General features: G+C 51.5%; 21 protein-coding genes and 1 pseudogene. 10 read left to right on the top strand and 12 right to left on the bottom strand.

Annotated features, from left to right (window positions below; genetic code table 11):
• Window positions 1–34 precede the first annotated feature (34 nt).
• Window positions 35–2434 (top strand): heavy metal translocating P-type ATPase, encoded by a 2400-nt coding sequence (locus tag FPV09_RS02390; RefSeq protein WP_148882239.1) that lies wholly within the window; start codon window positions 35–37, stop codon window positions 2432–2434.
• A 30-nt stretch (window positions 2435–2464) separates the two neighbouring features.
• The gene (locus tag FPV09_RS02385) at window positions 2465–2770 is read left to right on the top strand and encodes a thioredoxin family protein (RefSeq protein WP_148882238.1); all 306 of its coding nucleotides are present in this window, start codon (window positions 2465–2467) and stop codon (window positions 2768–2770) included.
• On the opposite strand, the pseudogene FPV09_RS02380 reads toward FPV09_RS02385, so the two are convergent.
• The 3 genes and pseudogenes from FPV09_RS02380 to FPV09_RS12080 all read right to left on the bottom strand — a co-directional run.
• Window positions 2771–2899 (bottom strand): annotated as a pseudogene (locus FPV09_RS02380) (nitroreductase family protein); the annotation flags it as partial.
• Window positions 2900–2947: 48 nt separating this feature from the next.
• On the bottom strand, window positions 2948–4252 hold the full coding sequence (locus FPV09_RS02375) for an RNA-guided endonuclease InsQ/TnpB family protein (RefSeq protein WP_148882237.1): 1305 nt from the start codon (window positions 4250–4252) through the stop codon (window positions 2948–2950).
• 70 nt (window positions 4253–4322) lie between these two features.
• On the bottom strand, window positions 4323–4463 hold the full coding sequence (locus FPV09_RS12080) for a hypothetical protein (protein ID WP_210411151.1): 141 nt from the start codon (window positions 4461–4463) through the stop codon (window positions 4323–4325).
• Between the two features lie 196 nt (window positions 4464–4659).
• Here FPV09_RS12080 and FPV09_RS02365 point away from each other — a divergent pair, with 196 nt between their 5' ends.
• The 3 genes from FPV09_RS02365 to FPV09_RS02355 are packed head-to-tail and all read left to right on the top strand — an operon-like array spanning window position 4660 to window position 7805.
• Window positions 4660–6327, top strand: a complete 1668-nt coding sequence (locus FPV09_RS02365) for a DUF4932 domain-containing protein (protein WP_148882236.1) — start codon at window positions 4660–4662, stop codon at window positions 6325–6327.
• Window positions 6328–6380: 53 nt separating this feature from the next.
• On the top strand, window positions 6381–7031 hold the full coding sequence (locus tag FPV09_RS02360; RefSeq protein ID WP_148882235.1) for a helix-turn-helix domain-containing protein: 651 nt from the start codon (window positions 6381–6383) through the stop codon (window positions 7029–7031).
• Between the two features lie 9 nt (window positions 7032–7040).
• Window positions 7041–7805: a class I SAM-dependent methyltransferase gene (locus tag FPV09_RS02355; RefSeq protein WP_148882234.1), complete on the top strand. Its 765-nt coding sequence runs from the start codon at window positions 7041–7043 to the stop codon at window positions 7803–7805.
• Here FPV09_RS02355 and FPV09_RS11925 read toward each other — a convergent pair.
• Window positions 7778–8353, bottom strand: coding sequence for a cold shock domain-containing protein (locus tag FPV09_RS11925; protein WP_168194716.1), 576 nt, complete (start codon window positions 8351–8353; stop codon window positions 7778–7780). The genes FPV09_RS02355 and FPV09_RS11925 overlap by 28 nt on opposite strands.
• A gap of 205 nt (window positions 8354–8558) precedes the next feature.
• Between FPV09_RS11925 and FPV09_RS02345 the strand changes: the two genes are divergently transcribed.
• The 5 genes from FPV09_RS02345 (at window position 8559) to FPV09_RS02325 (ending at window position 13703) form a co-directional block, all read left to right on the top strand.
• Window positions 8559–9683, top strand: a complete 1125-nt coding sequence (locus tag FPV09_RS02345; protein ID WP_148882233.1) for a hypothetical protein — start codon at window positions 8559–8561, stop codon at window positions 9681–9683.
• Between the two features lie 182 nt (window positions 9684–9865).
• Entirely contained in the window at window positions 9866–10717 is an 852-nt protein-coding gene (locus tag FPV09_RS02340; protein WP_148882232.1) for an ABC transporter ATP-binding protein, read from the top strand.
• Window positions 10714–11415, top strand: a complete 702-nt coding sequence (locus FPV09_RS02335; RefSeq protein ID WP_148882231.1) for an ABC transporter permease — start codon at window positions 10714–10716, stop codon at window positions 11413–11415. The genes FPV09_RS02340 and FPV09_RS02335 overlap by 4 nt, the downstream gene beginning before the upstream one ends.
• Entirely contained in the window at window positions 11412–12116 is a 705-nt protein-coding gene (locus FPV09_RS02330; RefSeq protein WP_148882230.1) for an ABC transporter permease, read from the top strand. The genes FPV09_RS02335 and FPV09_RS02330 overlap by 4 nt, the downstream gene beginning before the upstream one ends.
• A gap of 189 nt (window positions 12117–12305) precedes the next feature.
• Window positions 12306–13703: a hypothetical protein gene (locus FPV09_RS02325; RefSeq protein WP_148882229.1), complete on the top strand. Its 1398-nt coding sequence runs from the start codon at window positions 12306–12308 to the stop codon at window positions 13701–13703.
• Window positions 13704–13746: 43 nt separating this feature from the next.
• On the opposite strand, the gene FPV09_RS02320 is transcribed toward FPV09_RS02325, so the two are convergent.
• The 8 genes from FPV09_RS02320 to FPV09_RS02290 form a co-directional block, all read right to left on the bottom strand.
• Window positions 13747–14397 carry a peroxiredoxin gene (locus tag FPV09_RS02320; RefSeq protein WP_148882228.1) on the bottom strand — a complete coding sequence of 217 codons (651 nt, stop codon included), beginning with the start codon at window positions 14395–14397 and terminating at the stop codon, window positions 13747–13749.
• A gap of 222 nt (window positions 14398–14619) precedes the next feature.
• Window positions 14620–16530, bottom strand: a complete 1911-nt coding sequence (locus FPV09_RS02315; protein ID WP_148883616.1) for a molybdopterin-dependent oxidoreductase — start codon at window positions 16528–16530, stop codon at window positions 14620–14622.
• Between the two features lie 5 nt (window positions 16531–16535).
• Window positions 16536–17108: a DNA replication complex subunit Gins51 gene (locus FPV09_RS02310; protein WP_148882227.1), complete on the bottom strand. Its 573-nt coding sequence runs from the start codon at window positions 17106–17108 to the stop codon at window positions 16536–16538.
• A 42-nt stretch (window positions 17109–17150) separates the two neighbouring features.
• Complete coding sequence (locus FPV09_RS02305) at window positions 17151–17900, bottom strand: DNA polymerase sliding clamp (RefSeq protein ID WP_058937753.1); 750 nt, start codon at window positions 17898–17900, stop codon at window positions 17151–17153.
• Between the two features lie 2 nt (window positions 17901–17902).
• On the bottom strand, window positions 17903–18076 hold the full coding sequence (locus FPV09_RS11920; RefSeq protein ID WP_168194715.1) for a hypothetical protein: 174 nt from the start codon (window positions 18074–18076) through the stop codon (window positions 17903–17905).
• A complete protein-coding gene (locus FPV09_RS02300; protein ID WP_058937754.1) occupies window positions 18073–18405 on the bottom strand; it encodes a transcription factor S in 333 nt (110 codons plus the stop codon). The genes FPV09_RS11920 and FPV09_RS02300 overlap by 4 nt, the downstream gene beginning before the upstream one ends.
• A 62-nt stretch (window positions 18406–18467) precedes the next feature.
• Window positions 18468–18896: an immunoglobulin-like domain-containing protein gene (locus FPV09_RS02295; protein WP_148882226.1), complete on the bottom strand. Its 429-nt coding sequence runs from the start codon at window positions 18894–18896 to the stop codon at window positions 18468–18470.
• An 82-nt stretch (window positions 18897–18978) separates the two neighbouring features.
• A complete protein-coding gene (locus FPV09_RS02290; protein ID WP_148882225.1) occupies window positions 18979–19383 on the bottom strand; it encodes an immunoglobulin-like domain-containing protein in 405 nt (134 codons plus the stop codon).
• Between the last annotated feature and the right edge of the window lie 4 nt (window positions 19384–19387).

Below are 19387 nucleotides of genomic sequence, written 5' to 3'. Positions count from 1 at the left end.
CTAGCCTGCATAGTAAGTAATAGGGTGAGGAAAAATGGAGCTTGTGCTCAAGGTAAATGGCATGACCTGCGCAATGTGTGTTAAAACCATAGAGACTGCCCTGATGGAGCTCCCAGGGGTGAAGGAGGCAACTGCAAACCTGAATTCAGAGAGCGTTCACGTTAAATTCGATGAGTCAGAAGTCGGGCTTAACATGATTATAGCCACCATCGAAGAGCTGGGATATGAGGTGATCAGGGAGAGAAGGGATGCTGTAATAAAGATAGGCGGGATGACCTGCGCAATGTGTGTTAAGACGATAGAGGAGGCGTTGAAAGACCTCCCCGGTGTTTTGGAGGCGAGCGTAAACCTTGGCACCGAAACTGCGAGGGTAAGCTACGATCCAAGCCTCGTGGCCATTGACGACATCAGGAAGACCATCGAGGACGTAGGCTACCAGTTCATAGGGGTCGAGGGGGAGGAGACTCACGATCTCGAGAGGGAACTAAGGGAGAGGCACCTTCGCGACATGAAGAGAAAGCTCGCCGTCGCGTGGGGCATTGGAATAGCCCTCTTCGCCTCCATGCAGGTTGAGCGCTTCGGCCTTGAAATCCCGTACCTTATGCCCATCCAGTTCATCCTATCCACCATCGCAATAGTCTACGCTGGAAGAGGGATATTCGGTAAGGCATATGCTTCTCTGAGACATAAGAGTCTTAACATGGAGGTCATGTACTCCCTCGGCATAGGTTCGGCGTACCTTGCGAGCGTCCTCGCAACGGTAGGGGTCATTCCGGAGGACTTCAACTTCTACGAGGCCAGCGTCCTGCTGATGGCCTTCCTTCTGCTTGGCAGATACCTTGAAACGAGGGCCAAGGGAAGAACCAGCGAGGCCATAAAAAAGCTCATGGGTCTTCAGGCGAAGAAGGCCACAGTGATAAGGAACGGCGAGGAGATTGAGGTTCCGATAAGTGAGGTCAGGGTCGGGGACGTCGTGATAGTGAAGCCCGGCGAGAGGATTCCCGTCGATGGTACTGTGCTCGAGGGCGAGAGCTACGTGGACGAGTCGATGATAACAGGTGAACCCGTTCCCAACCTCAAGAAACCCGGGGATGAGGTTATCGGGGGCACTATAAACAAGAACTCTGTGCTTAGGATAGAGGCAAAGCGCGTCGGAAGGGACACCGTTCTGGCCCAGATAATTAGACTTGTGGAAGAAGCTCAGAACACAAAGCCGCCGATACAGAAGCTGGCGGATACAATAGTTGCATACTTCATACCCACGGTCCTCACTATAGCACTCCTGTCCTTTGCATACTGGTACTTTGTAGCGGGTGAACCCCTGCTTTTTGCCTTTACAACCCTCCTCAGCGTCCTCGTTATAGCCTGCCCCTGTGCCTTCGGCCTTGCAACACCAACGGCATTGACGGTTGGAATGGGCAAAGGTGCAGAGATGGGGATACTCATCAAGAACGGTGAAGTGCTTGAGATAGCAAGGAAGGCGACGGTTGTGCTCTTCGACAAGACCGGAACGCTCACAAAAGGAAAGCCCGAGGTGACTAACATCGTTACCTTTGGCATGGATAAAAAGGAGCTGCTGAAGCTCGTTGCCTCGGCTGAGAAGCGCTCTGAACACCCGCTTGGAGATGCTATCGTGAGGAAGGCTCAGGAACTCGGCCTTGAGCTTGAGGAGCCGGAGGAGTTCGAGGCAATAACTGGCAAAGGTGTTAGGGCAGTCGTGGGTGGAAGGGAGATCTTGGCAGGCAACAGGAAGCTCATGGTGGAGAACGGCTACTCTGTGAATGAGGTGGAGGAAACACTCCACAGACTTGAGGACGAGGCGAAGACTGCCATAACCGTCGCCATAGACGGCAGGATAGTGGGAGTAATAGGCATAGCCGACACGATAAAGGAAGGAGCAAAAGAAGCCATCGAGGAGCTCCACAGGATGGGCAAGAAGGTCGGCATGATAACCGGCGACAACAGGAGAACTGCAAACGCGATAGCAAGGCAGCTCAAGGTAGACTACGTCCTCGCCGAGGTTCTGCCGGGGGACAAGGCCAACGAGGTCAAGAAGCTCCAGGAGAAGGGCGAAGTCGTTATCTTCGTTGGCGACGGAATAAACGACGCTCCGGCCTTGGCACAGGCGGACGTTGGGATCGCTGTCGGCAACGCGACGGACATAGCGATGGAGAGCGGAGACATGGTTCTCATAAAGAACGACCCAAGGGACGTGGTCAAGGCAATAAAGCTGAGCCAGAAGACGCTGGCGAAGATAAAGCAGAACATCTTCTGGGCGATGTTCTACAACACGATGCTGATTCCCTTCGCGGCGGGTCTGGCATTCGTCCTCTTCGGCGTGGAGTTCCAGCCCGAGTGGGCGGCGGGAGCGATGAGCATAAGCAGCGTGAGCGTCGTCACAAACTCGCTCCTGCTCAAGAGGGCCAGGATCTGACCACCATTTTTATTTCCCGGAGGTGCGGATATGATAGTCGAATACGACGGAAAGTTTGAGTTTGAGTCTGGAAAAACCGTCCTGTGGTTTTCCATTCCGGGCTGTCCGCCGTGCAGGATAGTCGAAAGCTTCATGGAGGATCTCAGCAGGGAGTTTCCCGAGATAAAGGTCGTTCACATCAACGCCGAGGAATGGAACGACCTTGTGAACCGCTTTGATGTTCTCAACGTCCCGACGCTGGTTTACCTTAAGGACGGAAAGGAGGTTGGGAGGCAGAACCTCATAAGGAGAAAGGAGGAGGTTCTCATAAGGTTTGAGGAGCTCAGGAGGCTCTGACTACTCCCCGGGGACGCCAAGAGGGAAGACGTAGAGCGGTTCGCCCGGGAGTTCCAGCACCTTTTTTACCTCCTCGTCCCTGAAGGCACCAACCGCAACGGTGCCGATGCCGATGGCCGTTGCCTGCAGCTGACCTCCTCCCCGCCCTGAAGGGTGAGAGTTCCAACGAAGAACCCCCTAACCCACAGGCGGGGAGGTTTGAGGGGTCTCATTCAGACCCAAGGTAAAGTGGGTCTTCGACCCCTCTGGGGCGGTCTTGCCCCAGTTACCCCTCCTCTGAGCGTAAAGATCACTCAGATTTGGGGTTATGGTTCCCACCACCTTTTTCAAAATGTTGAGGGCACCAACTAAATCCGCGTTAAAGACAAGCCCCGTTGCGGGACACTTAAACAATCCACGAACAAACCTTGCCCCCTCGTGGGGCTTCCCGCAAACGGGGCAGGTTTTAGAAGTAAAAGCCTCATTCACGACCACAACCCGAATACCATACTCTTCAGCCACTTCAGTTAAGCGTTTAATGACAGTGTTGAACCTCCAAACGTGAGAGAGGATAAAATTCTGCTTTTTACCCTTGTCGGAGTTTCTTGCGATACCTTTCGGATAACCAACGATAATCCTCGAAACGCCCAAATCGTAGAGCTTCCTGACAGTTTGCCTTACGACAGTGTTAATGTAGTGCTTCGCCTGAAGCTTAGCCCTCTCGTGCATTCTCCTGAGCTTCCTACTCGTTTTAGCTCCAGACTTATTGAGTTTTGACTGGTAGTCCGCAATCTTCTTCCTCCAGTAAAAGTCAATGCTCTTTAACGGCCTGCCATTCACGAGGAAGCTTTCTCCGTTCTCGACATAGACGGCCATCAAGTTGTTCACTCCCAAATCAATTCCTGCCGAAAGGCTTCCTTTTGGCGTTCTCGGAAGCTTAACCAACTCCCCACCCTCAAGTTTTTCCCCGACAGTAAAGCTGATGTGAGCATACCATTTTCGCTTTACCTCATCATAAGTGATTTCCAATCTCCCCTGCTTGCCCCTCAAGTGTATTCTTCCTTTGAACTGGATTTCGAGTTTTCCAAACTTCCCAAGGCCTTTGAGAAGTAGCTTGTTACCCTTGATTTTGTATTGGTCGTTTCTGAGGACGATTAAGGGTTTTCTCCTCCCGTCTTCTTTGCGGTAGTTTGGTGGTTTGGGGTTGTGATTCTCGGGGAGTTCTCCATTCCGCTTCTTCCGAAGGAGAGAGAAGAAGCTTCTCCAGGATTCTGCGTTTTTGCGACATATTTGCTGGGCTGTGGCTGAGCCGATTTTCCGCTTGAATTCCTCATAAACGGTTTTTTCAGTTGAATTGAAGTCCACAATTTGTTCTCGGAAGTATTGTTGCCTGCGGAGGTAGTTTACTCTGTTCCATGCTTTGGCTCCAAGGTCGGCTAACTGGCGGAGGATTTTCTCCTGCTCCTTTGAAGGTTGAAGTTTTACCGTTACTGCTCGCTTCATTTCAAAGTATGGTATGAATTTTAGGCTTTAAAAGAGTATCGCTTTCCTGCTCGAAGGCTCGCTGGACAGTTTACTGCACCCCTGCCGTGAACGGCGAGACTTTCAAAGGAGAAATGTAACGTCTTATGCTCTTTCTCTTATCTATAGCCCCCTCCAAGCTCATTTTACCTTCAAGTTTAGGGGCTGGCAGGTCAATTTTCATCTTCACCACCAATTCATGATACTTTTTTCACACATTAGGTTTTTGGTGTCTCATCTGAGCTGAGCAATTTAGTTGGCTTTTTAGATTGGCACAAATTGAAGGAAACTCAGTGTACTCCCGGAAATAGCCGAGTTGAGAAAGCCGGCAGTTTATAATTTGGAAATGTTTAAATATCCTGACGTTCATCGATGGTACGGTGAGTTAGGTGAAAAAGCTTGCATCCCTTGTGCTGGTATTCCTCGTGGTGCTGGCGAGCGGATGCGTGGGGACTACGGGCGAAAAGGTCCAGGGAGGGGAAACGAAAAGCCCAACGACCGCCTCCATGCAGGAACATACCTCAGGCACGCCGGTTTCAATCTCCCTCTCGGATCGCCTTCACGTGGAGATAGACCCCAGGGTCGAGCTAGTGGCGATAATCTACAGGCTCTCAGACTCAAGCTGGTACAGGGAGCACGTTGATCCGGCGGTACTCGGCGTCACCCCCGGGAGCTACCGCTACATCAGGGACGTGGACGAGTACTTTGGCCCCTATAGAAACCTGACGGCGGTTAAAATAGTTCCGCAGATGATCGAAGAGGGAATCGACTACGACGCGATTCCAGAGTTCGCTATTCACCTGAGCCCGACGGACTTCTCAAAGGCAATGCCCTGGGACGATATGCTTCGATTGAGGCCGTTTTTGGACGCCAAAAAGCTCGATGAGTTTGCGGAGGCCGTTGCGGAGTTCGCAGAGGAGACTGACTTCTGGAGGTTCTACCGCGAGCACGAGGAGTTCTACAACAGAACGCTTGAAACGTTTGTGGGAGAAAATCCTGGGCTGGTCGAACTCGTTGAGTTTGAGGAGGACTTCTTCGGGAAAAACGCCTCTTCATGGCACGTCGTGCCGATGCCCCTCTTCTGCTGCCACGGCTTCGGATACCACATAGAAAGCGGGAGCAATATGAGTGTATACGCATTTCTGGGCTTTGGGGAGGTGGCAGGCGGAATACCCCATGTTTATGCCACGGTGGGCGGCTCCAGCTTCCTGGCCCACGAGTTCGCCCACAGCTTCGTTAATCCGGCGGTTGATCAGCACTACGAGCTCTTCGAGCCCTACGAGGCGCTCTTTGATCCCGTCGCCGAGAAGCTGAGGGAGATGGCCTATCCCAACTTTAAAGTGATGCTCTACGAGACCCTGGTGAGGGCGTTCGAGGCCTACTACCTCAACGCCACGGGCAGGCCTGAAGGAGCCACGGCAACGCTGAAGGGCAACAGGAAGGTCTTTTACTTCATTGACGATGTTTACCGGGCGTACGTTGATGACTACCTGAAGCACCGGGAGGAGTATAGAACCTTCGACGACTTCATGCAGGAGCTCGCGCGGGTTATAGCACGGGTTTACAGTGAAACAAACGGGGGAAAGAACGTTGTGATCCCGCTGACGGTTGAGGACTTCCTGAACGCCGCAAAGGAGGGGGGCGTTATCGTGGCTTACGATGATGGTTCCTCCGCAGGGAATCTGGCCAGGTTCGTGTACGACTCCTTTAGACGAAGGGGTGTCGATGCCGAGCTGAAGACAGTATCGAGTTTAACGCCCGAGGACATGAGGAAAAACCTGGCGTTAGTACTGCTCTCAAACAGCACCCTTCTTCCCGAGCTCCAGAGGAACGCTCCCGTCATCGTCAACGGCACGACTGTTTACAGCAGAGAGAGTGGTGAGACGTACTCCGGATCGCTGCGGGTCTTCGAGGTGATCGAAAATCCATGGGACCCTGACGCGATTGTGCTGATGGTGATAGCCACCGACAAAAGGGCGCTCGGCAGCATACACATTTACCGGCACTTAACGTACAGCATCAGGGACGCCCTTGATGACCTGCTTGAGAGCGGCTGATTCCATTTTCATTTTTCCGAAATCCCCATAAAGTTTGAGGTCAAGCCTTCGTTATGAAGCGCCTGAAGATCGCGATTCCCAACAGTGAAAGGCTTTACAGGGGCTTCGAATGGCTCCTCGGAGCAATAGAATGGGCCTACGGGGACACTTACTTTACCATAGGCACCGACGTCGTCAAACTGGTCGAGATCAAGTTTAGAGACGGCGTAAACCCTGAGGAGATACTTGAGCGGCTGAAATCGCTTCCGCAAACGAAGGACGTCAAGGCCTTCCCGCGCAACGAGCACTACCTCATATACCTGCGGGCCTCCTTTGGGCCCCAGAAGGAGAAGGCGGAAAGGCTCTTTGAGCTCCAGAAGAAAGGGCTGGTCGTTTTTGAGAGCGGAACCTTCGTTGGGGGCGAGAGCATTCTTTCGGTTCTCTGCGAGGATGGACTCGTGGGGGAGGTCGTGAGAACCTTCCGGGAAACCTACGGCGCGAGGGTAATCAGCGTTGAGGATGCTGAATCTGAGAAAAGCCCCATTTCAAAGCTTACGAAGAGACAGGCAGAGGTTCTTCTTCTCGCCTACAAGAGCGGCTACTTCGACGAGCCCCGGAAGGTCACTTTGCGGGAGCTGGCGGAGATGCTGAACCTCAGCCCCTCAACGGTGAAGGAGCACCTGAGGAAGGGCTTGAAAAAAGTCCTTGAGGGAATCATTGAGTAGGTGACTGGTATGAAGAAGCACGTGTGGGAGGAGTTTTTCGACATAGAAGCGCCACACTACCTGAACGAGCCCTTCACAAAGAACACCGAAGAGGAGATTGAGTTCATCGTGCGGGAGTTTAAGCTCCCCGAAGGTGCCAGAATTCTGGATGTGGGGTGTGGCGTTGGCAGGCATTCGATAGGGCTCGCAAAAAGGGGCTACAGGGTTACAGGGATAGACATCTCAGGGGGCATGTTGAAGGAGGCCCGAAAGAGGGCCGAAAAAGAAGGGGTAAACGTCGAGTTCATTAAGGCAGACGCCACGGAATTTAAGAGGAGCGGGGAGTTTGACGCGGCCATCTGCCTCTGCGAGGGTGCCTTTTCGCTCCTCGGCCTTGGAGATGATCCGATAGAGCACGACCTCGCGATACTGCGGAACGTCTACGAGTCGCTGAAGCCGGGCGGGAAGTTCCTTCTCACTGCCCTCATTGCCCTCCGCAGGGTTAAGAACGCCACGGACGAAGACATAGAAAAAGGCCTCTTTGACCCTCACACAATGACGTTCTTTGAAGAGATAGAAGCTCCAAACGGGGAGAAGTTTCCCATAAGGGAGCGCGTCTACGTCCCCACGGAGCTGTATTTGATGTTCAAAATGGTCGGCTTCAACGTCCTCGGCATCTGGGGAGGCACCGCTGGAAGGTGGGGGAAGAGGAAGGTGGACTTTGAGGACATTGAGCTCATGGTGCTCGCGGAGAAGCCCCCGTTCATTCATATTATTTGCAGCAATACTTTGTAAACCTCTTTCAGGCAATTTTGATCTCCTGTGATTTTATACACGCCCCTCTTTCCAAATTTTGGCAGTAACTTTAGCGTTGAAGATGTAAATATACCTTCTCCCTCGAATTTGGCAGATGATACATCATTTAAATCTATGGACACAATATTTTCTGAATCGGGCCCAAAGAAAATAAGCGGTTTGTATTTGTTATACAGGATAAGTCGCTTGTTGGTTAAAACAAGCAATGAATACTCCTCAACGGAATTCCTATCATAATAGTTGATGGAGCAATACTTGGCATATATAATGCTCTCTCCGGGTCCAATTAACTCCAATACCGTTCTTGGCACTTCTAAGTTCACAGGCAAATCTACAGGGGCCAACCTAACATTAATTGCTCTAGGTCCTTTCTTTGTAGTAGTGGGATCAAATATAACTTTATCCCTAGATTTAGGTGGAGCATCTCCTTGGAAGTCGGTGATGTGAAAATAATAATCAACACCATCAGCACCTCTGATGAAGCCGTACCCTTTTTCAGACGAGAACCATTTGACAATACCGTCCATGTGACTTACCCCCCTACAGGCGGTACCAATTTACGTTATCCTTCCCTTAAGTTTTGTGATATTGGACCACACAGACTGCAAACATAAGTGAGGGTAGATCCCTTTTTAGGAATTTAGTGATAAATTAAAACTAACCTTCACCGACTATTTGGTAGTATTAAAGTCATTAAGTAACACTTTTAACCTGATATATTTTAGTGATCATATGAAGCGAGTTATAAGGGTAATAAAAGAATATAAACCATTGCCATCCTATATTCTATCCATTGTAATAAGTATAGAGGTGTTTTCCATCTTTTTGGAGTTTGGATTTTTCCAAAATATCTCCCCTGAGGATACCAGATACTTCCTGAGTGCATTGGCCCAAGTAGAGGGGGCAATTATAGCCATATACATAACTATGATGATTGTCGGGATCCAACTCACAATAAAAGACTACTCTGGGGCTGTTATCAAAGTTTACCACAAAAATCGTGAATTTTGGCTGGTAGTTATTTCTTATGTTGCGTTGATTATTCTCACATTAACATTGCTCCAAAATGGAGAAACCCTTAACTCTCTTTGGCTACACATAGTTTATTTATGGGGCATTTTTAATCTCGTAATCCTCCCGCTTTTTATATACGACTCTTTCGTGCTGTTCAATCCAGAAGCGGTTATTGACAGGTTTTTAAAGATCCACTCGCTAACTATAGAAAGGACTAATAATCTGTGGACAATTTACAAAGTAGCCTCTAAGAGTATCCAATCTCAAAATGTGGGAGCTACCACATACCTTCTTGAGAAAATCAGGGCCTACATACGAAATGATCTTTTAAATAGGATAAAAACAATAGGAAGAAAGATTGAAGAAAGCAGAGCGGAATCTTTGGATTTAGAAGAATTCCAATTAATGTTAGCATTTATCGAAGGATTAACTCACATGCTACGTTCTCTCGCTTTGTATACAATTGACCAATATAATAGCAAGCGAATAAGCCAAGATGAAGCGACGTGGATATTAAACATGATAGAGCCAATCTTTAGGATAATTTTTGCGGATCTTGTTATATCCGTATATCCGTTCTACTTTGTCCCTGAAATTAAGGAAAACCTCGAATATGCTCTAAGCCAATGCTTATTGGACCTGGAGTTAATAATAGAAAAACTGCAAGAAGCCCCTTCAGAAATAAAGGAAGAACTTCTTGGGAGATTTTTGGATGCTCTGCCACATGACTTTGTTAAATCCTTAAAAAACGCAGGTTATGAGCATCTTGCTGAAAGAGCTGAAAGATTACGAGAGCTGGCAAGAGAAAAGGAAATGAATAAAGGAGATTTCATTTCTATTTAATATACCAATGGCTGCAAATATTGGCCTTCCTACGTTTATTTCTCTTAATGGTAATTCCCCTTATCAAGAGGAGGAAGTTGACTCCGGTTATGAAGCGTGCCTTCTTGTCGTCCACAAGAAAGCCGCACATGTGGGGGGCTAACTATAATTGCTTTAAGTGCGTATTTTTAACCGGTGAAACCATGCCCGTCATTGAGGTTGAGAACGTTAGGAAGTACTACGGCGAAGTTAGGGGCGTTGATGGGCTGAGCTTCTCCGTTGAGGGGGGCGAAATCTACGGCTTTCTCGGGCCGAACGGAGCTGGCAAGACCACGACACTCAAAATCCTAGTGAAAATCCTGAGGGACTATGAAGGAGCCGTAAAAATCCTAGGAAAAGACCTCAGGGAATGGGGGAAGGATTATTACAACAGAATCGGCGTCTCTTTCGAGTTTCCAGCGGTTTATTCAAAGCTCACCGCCCTGGAAAACCTTGAGTTCTTTGCGAGCTTTTACAGAAAGCACCTCGATCCTCTAGAAGTCCTCAAGGTTGTCGGGCTTGAAAGCGAGGCGGATAAGCTCGTCTCCGGCTTCTCCAAGGGAATGAAGAAGAAGCTCGATCTGGCGAGGGCTCTGCTCCCGGATCCGGAAATCCTCTTCCTTGACGAGCCCCTCGAAGGCCTCGACCCGGCGAGCGCGAGGAGGATAAAGGATCTGCTCCTTGAGATGCGTGAAAGCGGGAAGACCGTCTTCCTGACCACTCACAACATGTACGTCGCTGATGAACTCTGCGACAGGGTTGCCTTCATTGTGGACGGAAAGATAGCCCTCGTTGGAAATCCAGGCGAGCTGAAGGTTAGGATGGGTAAGCGCCTGATCAAGATCGAGTATGTGGCCAGCGGCGATGTGAGGACCGCCGAGTTCCCGCTCGAAGGAATAGGCCAGAACGAGGAGTTCCTTGACATCCTAAGAAACTACGAGGTCGTGAGAATAAACACCGAGGAGCCAACGCTGGAGGGGATATTCCTCAAAGTGACCGGGAGGAGGCTCGTATGATAGGCGAGCTGGTGAAGCTCGACTTAAAGGTCGGAACGAGGGGCTACGTTTACCCGATATACCTGCTGGTGGCTTTAGCCTACGGTCTCATGGTCATGGCGTTTCCGAGGGAGTATCACTCGCTGGTAGTTCCCATCTTCCTGCTCCTTGAGCCCGGCATGATTGGCTTTATGTTCGTTGGCACGACTATCTTCGCGGAGAAGAAAGACGGGACGATAGGTGCTCTGGCAGTTACACCGCTCGACTGGAGGGGCTACGTTTTAGCAAAGACACTCCTCATGGCACTGGTTTCCCTCCTCGCGGGGGCGCTTATATTTGTCCTTGGAACCCGCTCCCTTGACGGGCTGCCCTACGTCCTGGCCGGCACGTTGCTGGTTTCAGCCGTTTATACCCTCCTAGGAATCGCGGTCTCCGCCAAATACCGCGACCTGGACGACTATTTCATCCCCCTCCTCGGGGTCATGGCCCTTTCCCTTCTCCCCTTCGCCCACTACCACGGCTATTTAACGGGCGAGATATGGAAGGTTCTCTATGCCGTCCCCAGTTATCCTGCCATCTACTTCTTCAGCGCCCCCTTCGGAGGGGTTTCGGCGGAAAACCTCCTGTGGTCGGCGCTTGGTTTGATGGTGTGGGGTGTCGTGGCGTATTACCTCGCAAGGATTCGCTTTTACAGGTACGCGGTGGAGGGATTGAGATGAGCTTTGTGCGAAAATTCGCTGCCATATACAGGACCGACCTCAAACTGCTCCGCAGGGACCCGATGCTCCTCTACAGCGTTGCCATGACGCTGATTCTGCTCTTCGTCGTCCGCTACTTCAAAGACCGCATGGGGGAGCTCTACTACGGGATAGCTCTCTTTGTCCTGATATTCCTTCCCATGATATTCGGCATGATTCCGGGCTTCATGATGGCCGACGAGAAGGAGGAGAAGACGGTTCAGGCTTTACAGGTCATACCGATTTCCAGCGAGGCGTTTCTGGTTTACCGTCTTACATGGGCTTCGCTGGTGACCGCGGTCTTTGCGGTAATAGCACCGGGCATCCTGGGCCTGGAGATTCCCTGGAAGGGAGTTCTGGCTCTGGTGGTTCTCTTCCTGCTGGAGGTCTGGATTTACGGATTAATCATCACCGTCTTCGCCGACTCACGGATGCAGGCACTTACGGTCTCCAAGGTCATCGGCTGGCTCCTGATTCTGCCGGTGGCGATAAAGCTCGTTGTCCTCTGGAGGGATCTCTCAACGGACTGGAGCAGGCTTACAGCCTTCCTGCCAACGTACTGGACGTACAGGATCTTCGAGGGCATAGCTCTGAACGATTACGGTGACTTTTCGGCCGCTGTGGTTGTGCATCTGGTCTGGCTCGTTCCGCTGGTGGTGCTCTTCAGGAGAAGGGTACTCTGATGTATTGGCGAACATTTATGTTCACTCATTTACTCTGCTCCATTTTCACTCAGACAGTTAGCAAAACTACCGTTGGAATTATAAAATACCACGAAAAAGAAAAGCAGAAATGATTACGCATGATAAAAGGAAAAAGTTATACGCATTAATGTACCAATATGATATGCAGACGTTGGTTAGGTGATTAAAATGGCATCAAAACGAATCCTGGGAGCATTGTTTGTGGCATTTTTGTTGAGTGGAATAACGGGAGTGTACATATCAACTGCCCTCCAGACGCCGGAGATTCAGCTTGTACTAGTCGATGAAAATGGCAAGCCTCTTACGGAGATCTCAAAGGATGTCGAAGTTCAGGTTCAGATAGACGCACTGCTTCCCACCCGGGAAGTTTATAGAACTATTTTCCACGGAACTCTCGATAAACCAAGCCCTCTAAAGTTCTGGGACCCCGGAAATACAGTCAAAATTCCGATCTCCGATGAGAAGTTTCAGTCCGTTCTCAAAGATTGGAAGAAGGCTTATCCTAACGGGATCGGCTCTTCGCTAATGATTTCTGTCTGGGTTTTAGATTATGAAAACAGAAAACTATACAGAGGCTTTGCGGTGGTTAACTACAACACCGCCAACGTTGCTAAGGGATTCACAAAGACAGTGAAAATCGACATACACAGATTGCCTTCATCTCCCCTTGAAGCTGCTACGAAAAGTGGTGAGGTAGCACCCTTGGGGTCCAACAGACAGTTCTATTACTGGAAGACCGACTGGGGCCTCTCGTGGAGACCTTCAGACTACATCGAAGTGCCTGCTCTGATCGTGGACAACAAGGATTCTTATTCTGGAGTTGTCACTGCAAGCGTAAACATTGTGACTGACTATTATACCAGATTTGGACTTACGATAGCCTACGGCTACAAAATCTCAGAAAAGGATACCCCAAGTCTAGACATATATGGAAATGACTTCTACACCATTGAGAACAAGTTTTACTTTTATAAAGATCTCCTTCTTGGACCAAACGAGAAAGGATACATATACATCTATGCAAAACCATACCACCTACACCAGAAGGAGTACTACTGCACTGCCAGTATAAACAACTGTGTGCCTACTGGAGAAGAGAGGATCCAGGAAGGGGTTAATGACATTGACACAAGCGGAAATGAAATTCTCGGGGGAAGCAAGTCCGGATTGCCTGATCCCTCCATTATGAACTGGATATACAGTGGAACCGACATGAAGTATGCTACTGCTCTTGGAGTCGGGGACTCAAAAAGCATTGCTTTGCTGGTCTCGGATGCCTCTGGTTCATGCTCGGCAGATTTTGGAATTGGAATTCCAATAGGGGCGCTTGCAGTGGCATTAAGCGGTGGTGCAGTTCCTCCATGGGCTGCAGGGCTCAGTGCCGGAATGTACTATACCTCTTCAAGTTCTCTTAACATATACGGGGGAATTACAAATCATGGGCAGTGGCATAATGTTGGTCAGGATGTTTCAGAATACATCTACCTGGGTACCAGCACTTATACGTATCATATAGGAACATGTGATACCAATGTTCCAGTTGGGATCTATATAGAAAGCAATTGACTCTTTATCTTTATTTTTAAAACAAACAAAAGAGTGAAGAAGCTCACTCAAGCTTCTTGTGGCAGAACCACCAGTCGTAGCACTCGATCTCGCCCTTGGCCTTGGCTTCCTCGCGCTCCTTGATGGCCTCGACAGTTCCGGCCGGCGGAACGATGGCGCGGTCGCCGATGAGCTCGTTGTTGGGCCACTTGTGCGGCAGGGCAACGCCCTTCTCGGTGCTGGTCTTGAGGGCCTTGACGAGCCTGAGTATCTCGTCCCAATCCCTGCCGACCTCGGCCGGGTAGTAAACGATGGCCCTGATGACGCCCTTGTCGTCAACGACGAAGACGGCCCTGGCGGTGATGGTGGCGCCGCTCGGGATCATGCCGAGGGCCTCGGCGAGGTCACCGCGGTCGTCGGCTATGACCGGGAAGGTTATCTCCTCACCGAGGTTCTCCTTGATCCACTCCATCCACTTGAGGTGGCTGAAGACCTGATCAACGCTCAGTCCAATCGGCTCAACGCCGAGCTTCCTGAACTCCTCGGCGCGCTTCTGCATCGCGTAGAACTCGGTCGTACAAACCGGGGTGAAGTCTGCCGGGTGGCTGAAGAGAACGAACCACTTGCCCTTCTCAGTGAAGTAGTCGGGCAGCTTTATCCTGCCGTGGGTGGTGTTGACCTCAACCTCCGGGAACTTTTCTCCTATCACTACCATCTTCCATCACCTCATTTTTCTATGTTTTCTTCACTATAAACCTCTCTGGTTCGGATATATAAATCTTTCGGTTCGTCTAACGCTATCAACTTTGTCGAATATCCAAGAATTTTAAGGGGTCTAAGGATAGCCGTGCAAAGAATGCCCATCATTGGTTGTCATAGTGAGAGATAGAATGGAAAGGCATTGTCGAAAAGCTTGAAGAAAAAGCCCATTTTTGCCTCAAACCTTCCTGACATCGACCCAGGTTGAATGATACGCCGAGCCGTTCCCATACTTTTCTACGGTTTCATCGGCCGTCAGGAAATTGGCGTTCCAGCCGAGGAGCCTAACCCAGAAGGCCTTGTAGAGCACCACAACCCCCTGCGGAACGTCTTCCGTAAGCCTGGCCTCCGTTCTGATGCTCCCGTTGTCGTTGAATACCTCGACGGTGTCCCCGTCTTCAATGTCTCTCTCCTTAGCATCGGCCGGGTTTATGTAGAGGTTCGGGTCGATCATTCCATATGTGTTGTGATACTGGCTCGTTATCGTCATCCTGTGGGTCGGCGTGAGGAGCCGGAGTGGATACTGCCCCTCGAACTTCCTGTACTCTGGAAACGGACTTAAGCCCCTTTCAATCGCCCGCTGGGAGTAAAACTCGATCTTTCCGCTCGGCGTTCCCCACGTCCTCGGCTTCTCCGGGACTTTGATGAAGCCTTTGGTCTTTAACTCTTCCCAGCTCAGTCCGTTGAGCTCAAGAATCTTCCTTATGACCTCTTCGTCACTTTCGTAGAGGCAGGGGTTATCAATGCCGAGTGCCCTCGCGAGAAGCCGCGTAACCTCGCTGTTGCTCTTTCCGTGAAGCCTCGCGACCGGCTCGTTTAGAGCCACATAACGGTGGTAGTAACTGTCTGCTATGTCCAGGCGCTCGAAAAAGGTGTTCGCCGGAAGGACAACGTCCGAGTACAGGGCCGTGTCGGTGAGGAAGATGTCGTGGGTGACCACGAAAACGTCGTTCTCAATCAGCGCTCTCCTCAGCCGGTTCTGGTTTGGCAGACTCGCGAGGGGGTTGGAGTTGTAGACGTAGAGGAACTTTATCTTGCCCCTCTCGATGTACTCGGCCAGTTTCATCTGGGGGATTCTCTTGGCCGGCCTCGTCCTCAGAAAGGTCCCCTCGGCGTAGGACTTGTCGATTGTCTTCATGTCGTAGATGAAGCCAAAGCGGTGGCCGACCAGGGCTGGAAGAAGGGCTATCGCCCTCACTGCCTCTCCTCCAGCCAGGGAGCGCTGAAAGCCGTAGCCGATGTGGATTACGCCCCTCTTTTCGGCGAATTCCCTCGCGAAGGTCTCTATCGTTTCAACGCTCAGGCCCGTCTCCTCACTTACATAATCAAGCGATAGTGTTTTTACATAATTCTTGAATTCTTTAAAGCCGTAAACGTTCCCGCGGACAAAGGCTTTGTCGTAGAGTTCTTCCTCGATTATGACCTTCGCAACGCCCAAGGCGAGAAGAACGTCGGTGTCCGGCTTTATCTGGAAGAACCTGTGAGAGCGCTTGGCAGTTTCGGTTCTGACGACGTCGACCGTCCAGATTTCGAGGCCGTGTTTTTTGGCGAAGGTGAAGCCGTGCAGGTTCGTCCAGAAAGCGTTGATGCCCCAGTAGACGAGGAGCCTCTGGTTTTTGAGCTCCTCCGGGTCGAGCCCAACGGCGGTTCCATAGACGTCCTTAAGTGCTTCTTGTCCGGCCCTGTCGCAGATTCCGTAGTCGAGGGTCGAAGCGTTTAGGTAGTGGAAGAGCCTGAGCGGGAAGGCGTAGTTAACAACTCCCCTGTCGCCGGCGTATTGATAGACAAGGACGCTCTCGCTTCCGTGTTCTTCGATCGTCTCCCTCAGCTTTTTGGCAACGAGTTCAATAGCTTCCTCCCAGCTCGTCTCCCTGAAGTTCCCACTCCCCTTTTCGCCCGTCCTTATGAGCGGCCTTTTGAGTCTGTCCTCCGCGTGGAACCATCTGGGGAGAAGTGCCCCCTTCGGGCAGAGGAATCCGGCCGTAACGGGGTGCTCTGGATTACCGCGAACTCTTAGTTTCCCATCTCTAAGCTCGCTCACCATCGAGCATGTGTCGTAGCAGTCGCGCATGCAGACGGAGAAGGACATAGGCATCACGGGGCGATCCTTATTCTCTCGGCCGCGTCCCTCTCGATGAGAACCTTCCCGAGGCTCCTGGGGATGACGACGAGGTCGCCCGCCCTGAAGGGTCCGTATTCCCTCAGCTCAGGGTCGAGTATCTTCGGCAGATTAACCTTGATTATGTACGCCTCGCTCGGGGCCGTTCGTTTCAAGGGCTCGGCCGGGCTCTCCGGGACCCTCTCAGGAAGTTTCTCTTCCGTGACCTCGGGAACGGCAAGTTCCTCACGCTCAATGAAGGCCCTCAGAACTGTGAATATCTTCTTCTCCTCGGCCGTCAGCTCGCCAGGGATTCCTTCGACCGCCAGATCGACGATTTTATGGAGCCTGATTTTGATTATCTCACGCATGAGCTTCTCAGCTATTCCCAGCTGGGCAAGGTAAAGTCTCTCCTCGATGTCCTCGCCCCTCTCGCGGGAGCTCTCCGCGCTGAGCTTTAGGGCTTTAATTAGGCTGTCGAACTCATCGTAGAACTCTCCGTCTAGCTCCGTCAGTTCCGGCGATGAAAGCTCCGCTTCGAGCAGTTCCCTGAGCTTGACGATGTCCACGCTACCACCAGCCGGACTAAATGGGATGAAAGGGGAAAGAAATCAGTCCTCGACGCGCGGGGCGAGGAGGAATATCAGCTTGCCCTCGTCCCTTATCGGGTACTCCATCTGGAGGGGCATCTCGTTGCCGAACCGGATTATGACCTCGTCGGCCTTGCCGATGCCCTTTATCATGTCCGCGAGGTAGCTGATTCCGTAGGCGCTCTTGGTTTCTTCCTCAACCTCAAGGTCGAGAAGTCCCTCATCCTCAAGGGTGAGCTTTATTTCGACCTCGTTGGTCTCTCCCTCGGCGCGCATTATGAACTCGTTCTCGCTGGCTATGAACTTCATGGCGTCGCTGACGAGGGAAGCGTCCTTGACGGCCTCCTTGAGAACCTCACCGAGGACGATGACCTTGGCGGTGAACGGGAGCTCCGGAAGGTCGAGCTCGAGCTCCTCAACCTCGATGAGCGGGAGCTTGAAGGTTCTCTTTGCCGTTCCCTCGAAGGTGACCTCGAGGAAGTTCTCGTCACCCTTCCTGAGGATGAGAGTGTCCTTGTTCTTGCCGCGCTTGAGTATCTTCTTGAAGTGGTCCATGTTGATTCCTATAGTTTCTTCTTCCTCCACCTCGTACTTGGAGAAGATGCTCTCCGGGAGGTTGAGGTCGATAAGAACGACCCTGCTCGGGTCCATCGCGCGCATTCCAATTCCTTCCTCGGTTATCTTGAAAGCCGCCTCGTCGATGAGGTTGCTTGCGGTGGCTATAAGATCGGCAAAATCCTTGGCACCATCGAAAACTATTTCGAACGGCATCTTTACCCCTCCTTCAGTATATCGAGCATCAGCCTAACCCTCTCTTTTCCGCGGAATAAATAAGCTTTTCCGTTGTTGGTGTCGGGTGTCCTCCTGTAGGCCTCTTCAAGCTCCTTCAGGGCCTTCTCCGCGAGCTTCCTGAGGGTTTCGCGCTCAAGCTCGGAAAGCTCCCTCACTCGTATGCCCTCCAGACGTGGCCGCACTTGGTGCACCTGTAGAATATGGTGCTCGGCTCATCGCCGGCCCTCGTCTGCATCTCCCACCAGTAGGCGGTATCGTTGCCGCACTTCGGGCAGGTGACCTTGGTGGTCGGCAGAGTCGTGACGTCCTGCTCGACGACGATGATTCCCTCGTCGGGCTTGTGCTCGACCTTCTGGGTTATCCGAGTCTTTTCCCGGTCCTTCTGCTCGTCAAAGGGCTCCTCATAACCGCATGAGCGGCATACCCATACCTTCCTCTTCCTGTCCGGGAGCATGAGGTTACCGCACTTTGGGCAGAACTTCATTTTTTCACCTCCTTCAGCCGAGGGTTCGGTATGTGGGAGGAGAATAAAAAGTTTTGCCAAAGCTAACCGGACACTTCAAACTCCACGCTCGCTTTTCTACAGCCGACGAGAGGGCCGCAGATTTCCTTCACGAGCCTGTACCTCCCGGGAGGAAGGTCAGGGTAGGGACGGGGCTCCCCCGGGGATTCGTTTTCCGGCAGATATTTCAGGGCAACACTCTGCCTCCAGGAATGGAATGGGGGCAGGTCGTAGAGCACGGCGATAAAGATAAACGGAGTTCTTACCCCAACCCGGCTCCCATTCTCCCACCGGTAGAGGAGGTAGCCCTGGCCGAAGTAGACGGGCGTTAGACCGACGTTTCTTATCGTTAGTTCAGGCTCTTCCCCGGGGGAATACGTGGACTTATCGAGGCTCATCATGAAGTGCGGTCCGGTGAGTCCCCAGAGGAGGAGTATCAGGACGACGATTCCGGCGCCCATCTTCCACCTCATCCGACCACCTCGAACTCCGCCGAGAGCCTTATCTCGTCACTCCCGCTCCAATCCCGGCCGCTGTCTATGGTGACGGTTTTCTCTATGCGATATCTTCCCGGAGGCAGGGCTCGAGGGTTCCAAAGGCACTCTTTCCCTTCACAATGATAGCCAGCGGTATCCTCTGAGTCCAGTTGCCACCGGGCGGTATCATGTAACCGATCATCGTGAACGTGAGACCCAGCTCGATTTCCTGCCATCCATCGTCCTCCAGGCGGTAAAGTCTGTAAAAAGAGCCCACGAGGAGCGTCTCGTTCCCGTTGTTGATTATCGTGAGGGTGACGGTTTCCCCGGCATGGTAAACCTCCCTATCGAGAATCATGGATACTGTCCCCACCGGAGGGACAACTGTGTTTTCCCGGGGACGGTTTTCATCCGCCGTTTCGAGGTAGAAAATGGCAAAGACGATGATGATAATCACGACGACCGCCAGCGGGCCCCGCTTCATATGT

Source organism: Thermococcus aciditolerans (genome assembly GCF_008152015.1).
GTDB lineage: Archaea > Methanobacteriota_B > Thermococci > Thermococcales > Thermococcaceae > Thermococcus > Thermococcus celericrescens.
Note: the sequence above shows the minus strand (reverse complement) of the source record. Positions and strands in the feature narration are given on the sequence as shown.

What these genes read in the sequence shown, in the direction of transcription:
- FPV09_RS02295 (WP_148882226.1), bottom strand. Translation starts at nt 18,896, where the DNA reads ATGAGGTGGAAGATGGGCGCCGGAATCGTCGTCCTGATACTCCTCCTC.
- FPV09_RS02325 (WP_148882229.1), top strand. Translation starts at nt 12,306, where the DNA reads ATGGCATCAAAACGAATCCTGGGAGCATTGTTTGTGGCATTTTTGTTG.
- FPV09_RS02330 (WP_148882230.1), top strand. Translation starts at nt 11,412, where the DNA reads ATGAGCTTTGTGCGAAAATTCGCTGCCATATACAGGACCGACCTCAAA.
- FPV09_RS02290 (WP_148882225.1), bottom strand. Translation starts at nt 19,383, where the DNA reads ATGAAGCGGGGCCCGCTGGCGGTCGTCGTGATTATCATCATCGTCTTT.
- FPV09_RS11925 (WP_168194716.1), bottom strand. Translation starts at nt 8,353, where the DNA reads ATGGACGGTATTGTCAAATGGTTCTCGTCTGAAAAAGGGTACGGCTTC.
- FPV09_RS02355 (WP_148882234.1), top strand. Translation starts at nt 7,041, where the DNA reads ATGAAGAAGCACGTGTGGGAGGAGTTTTTCGACATAGAAGCGCCACAC.
- FPV09_RS02320 (WP_148882228.1), bottom strand. Translation starts at nt 14,397, where the DNA reads ATGGTAGTGATAGGAGAAAAGTTCCCGGAGGTTGAGGTCAACACCACC.
- FPV09_RS02360 (WP_148882235.1), top strand. Translation starts at nt 6,381, where the DNA reads ATGAAGCGCCTGAAGATCGCGATTCCCAACAGTGAAAGGCTTTACAGG.
- FPV09_RS02340 (WP_148882232.1), top strand. Translation starts at nt 9,866, where the DNA reads ATGCCCGTCATTGAGGTTGAGAACGTTAGGAAGTACTACGGCGAAGTT.
- FPV09_RS02375 (WP_148882237.1), bottom strand. Translation starts at nt 4,252, where the DNA reads ATGAAGCGAGCAGTAACGGTAAAACTTCAACCTTCAAAGGAGCAGGAG.
- FPV09_RS02345 (WP_148882233.1), top strand. Translation starts at nt 8,559, where the DNA reads ATGAAGCGAGTTATAAGGGTAATAAAAGAATATAAACCATTGCCATCC.
- FPV09_RS02305 (WP_058937753.1), bottom strand. Translation starts at nt 17,900, where the DNA reads ATGCCGTTCGAAATAGTTTTCGATGGTGCCAAGGATTTTGCCGATCTT.
- FPV09_RS02385 (WP_148882238.1), top strand. Translation starts at nt 2,465, where the DNA reads ATGATAGTCGAATACGACGGAAAGTTTGAGTTTGAGTCTGGAAAAACC.
- FPV09_RS02300 (WP_058937754.1), bottom strand. Translation starts at nt 18,405, where the DNA reads ATGAAGTTCTGCCCAAAGTGCGGTAACCTCATGCTCCCGGACAGGAAG.
- FPV09_RS02335 (WP_148882231.1), top strand. Translation starts at nt 10,714, where the DNA reads ATGATAGGCGAGCTGGTGAAGCTCGACTTAAAGGTCGGAACGAGGGGC.
- FPV09_RS02315 (WP_148883616.1), bottom strand. Translation starts at nt 16,530, where the DNA reads ATGTCCTTCTCCGTCTGCATGCGCGACTGCTACGACACATGCTCGATG.
- FPV09_RS02390 (WP_148882239.1), top strand. Translation starts at nt 35, where the DNA reads ATGGAGCTTGTGCTCAAGGTAAATGGCATGACCTGCGCAATGTGTGTT.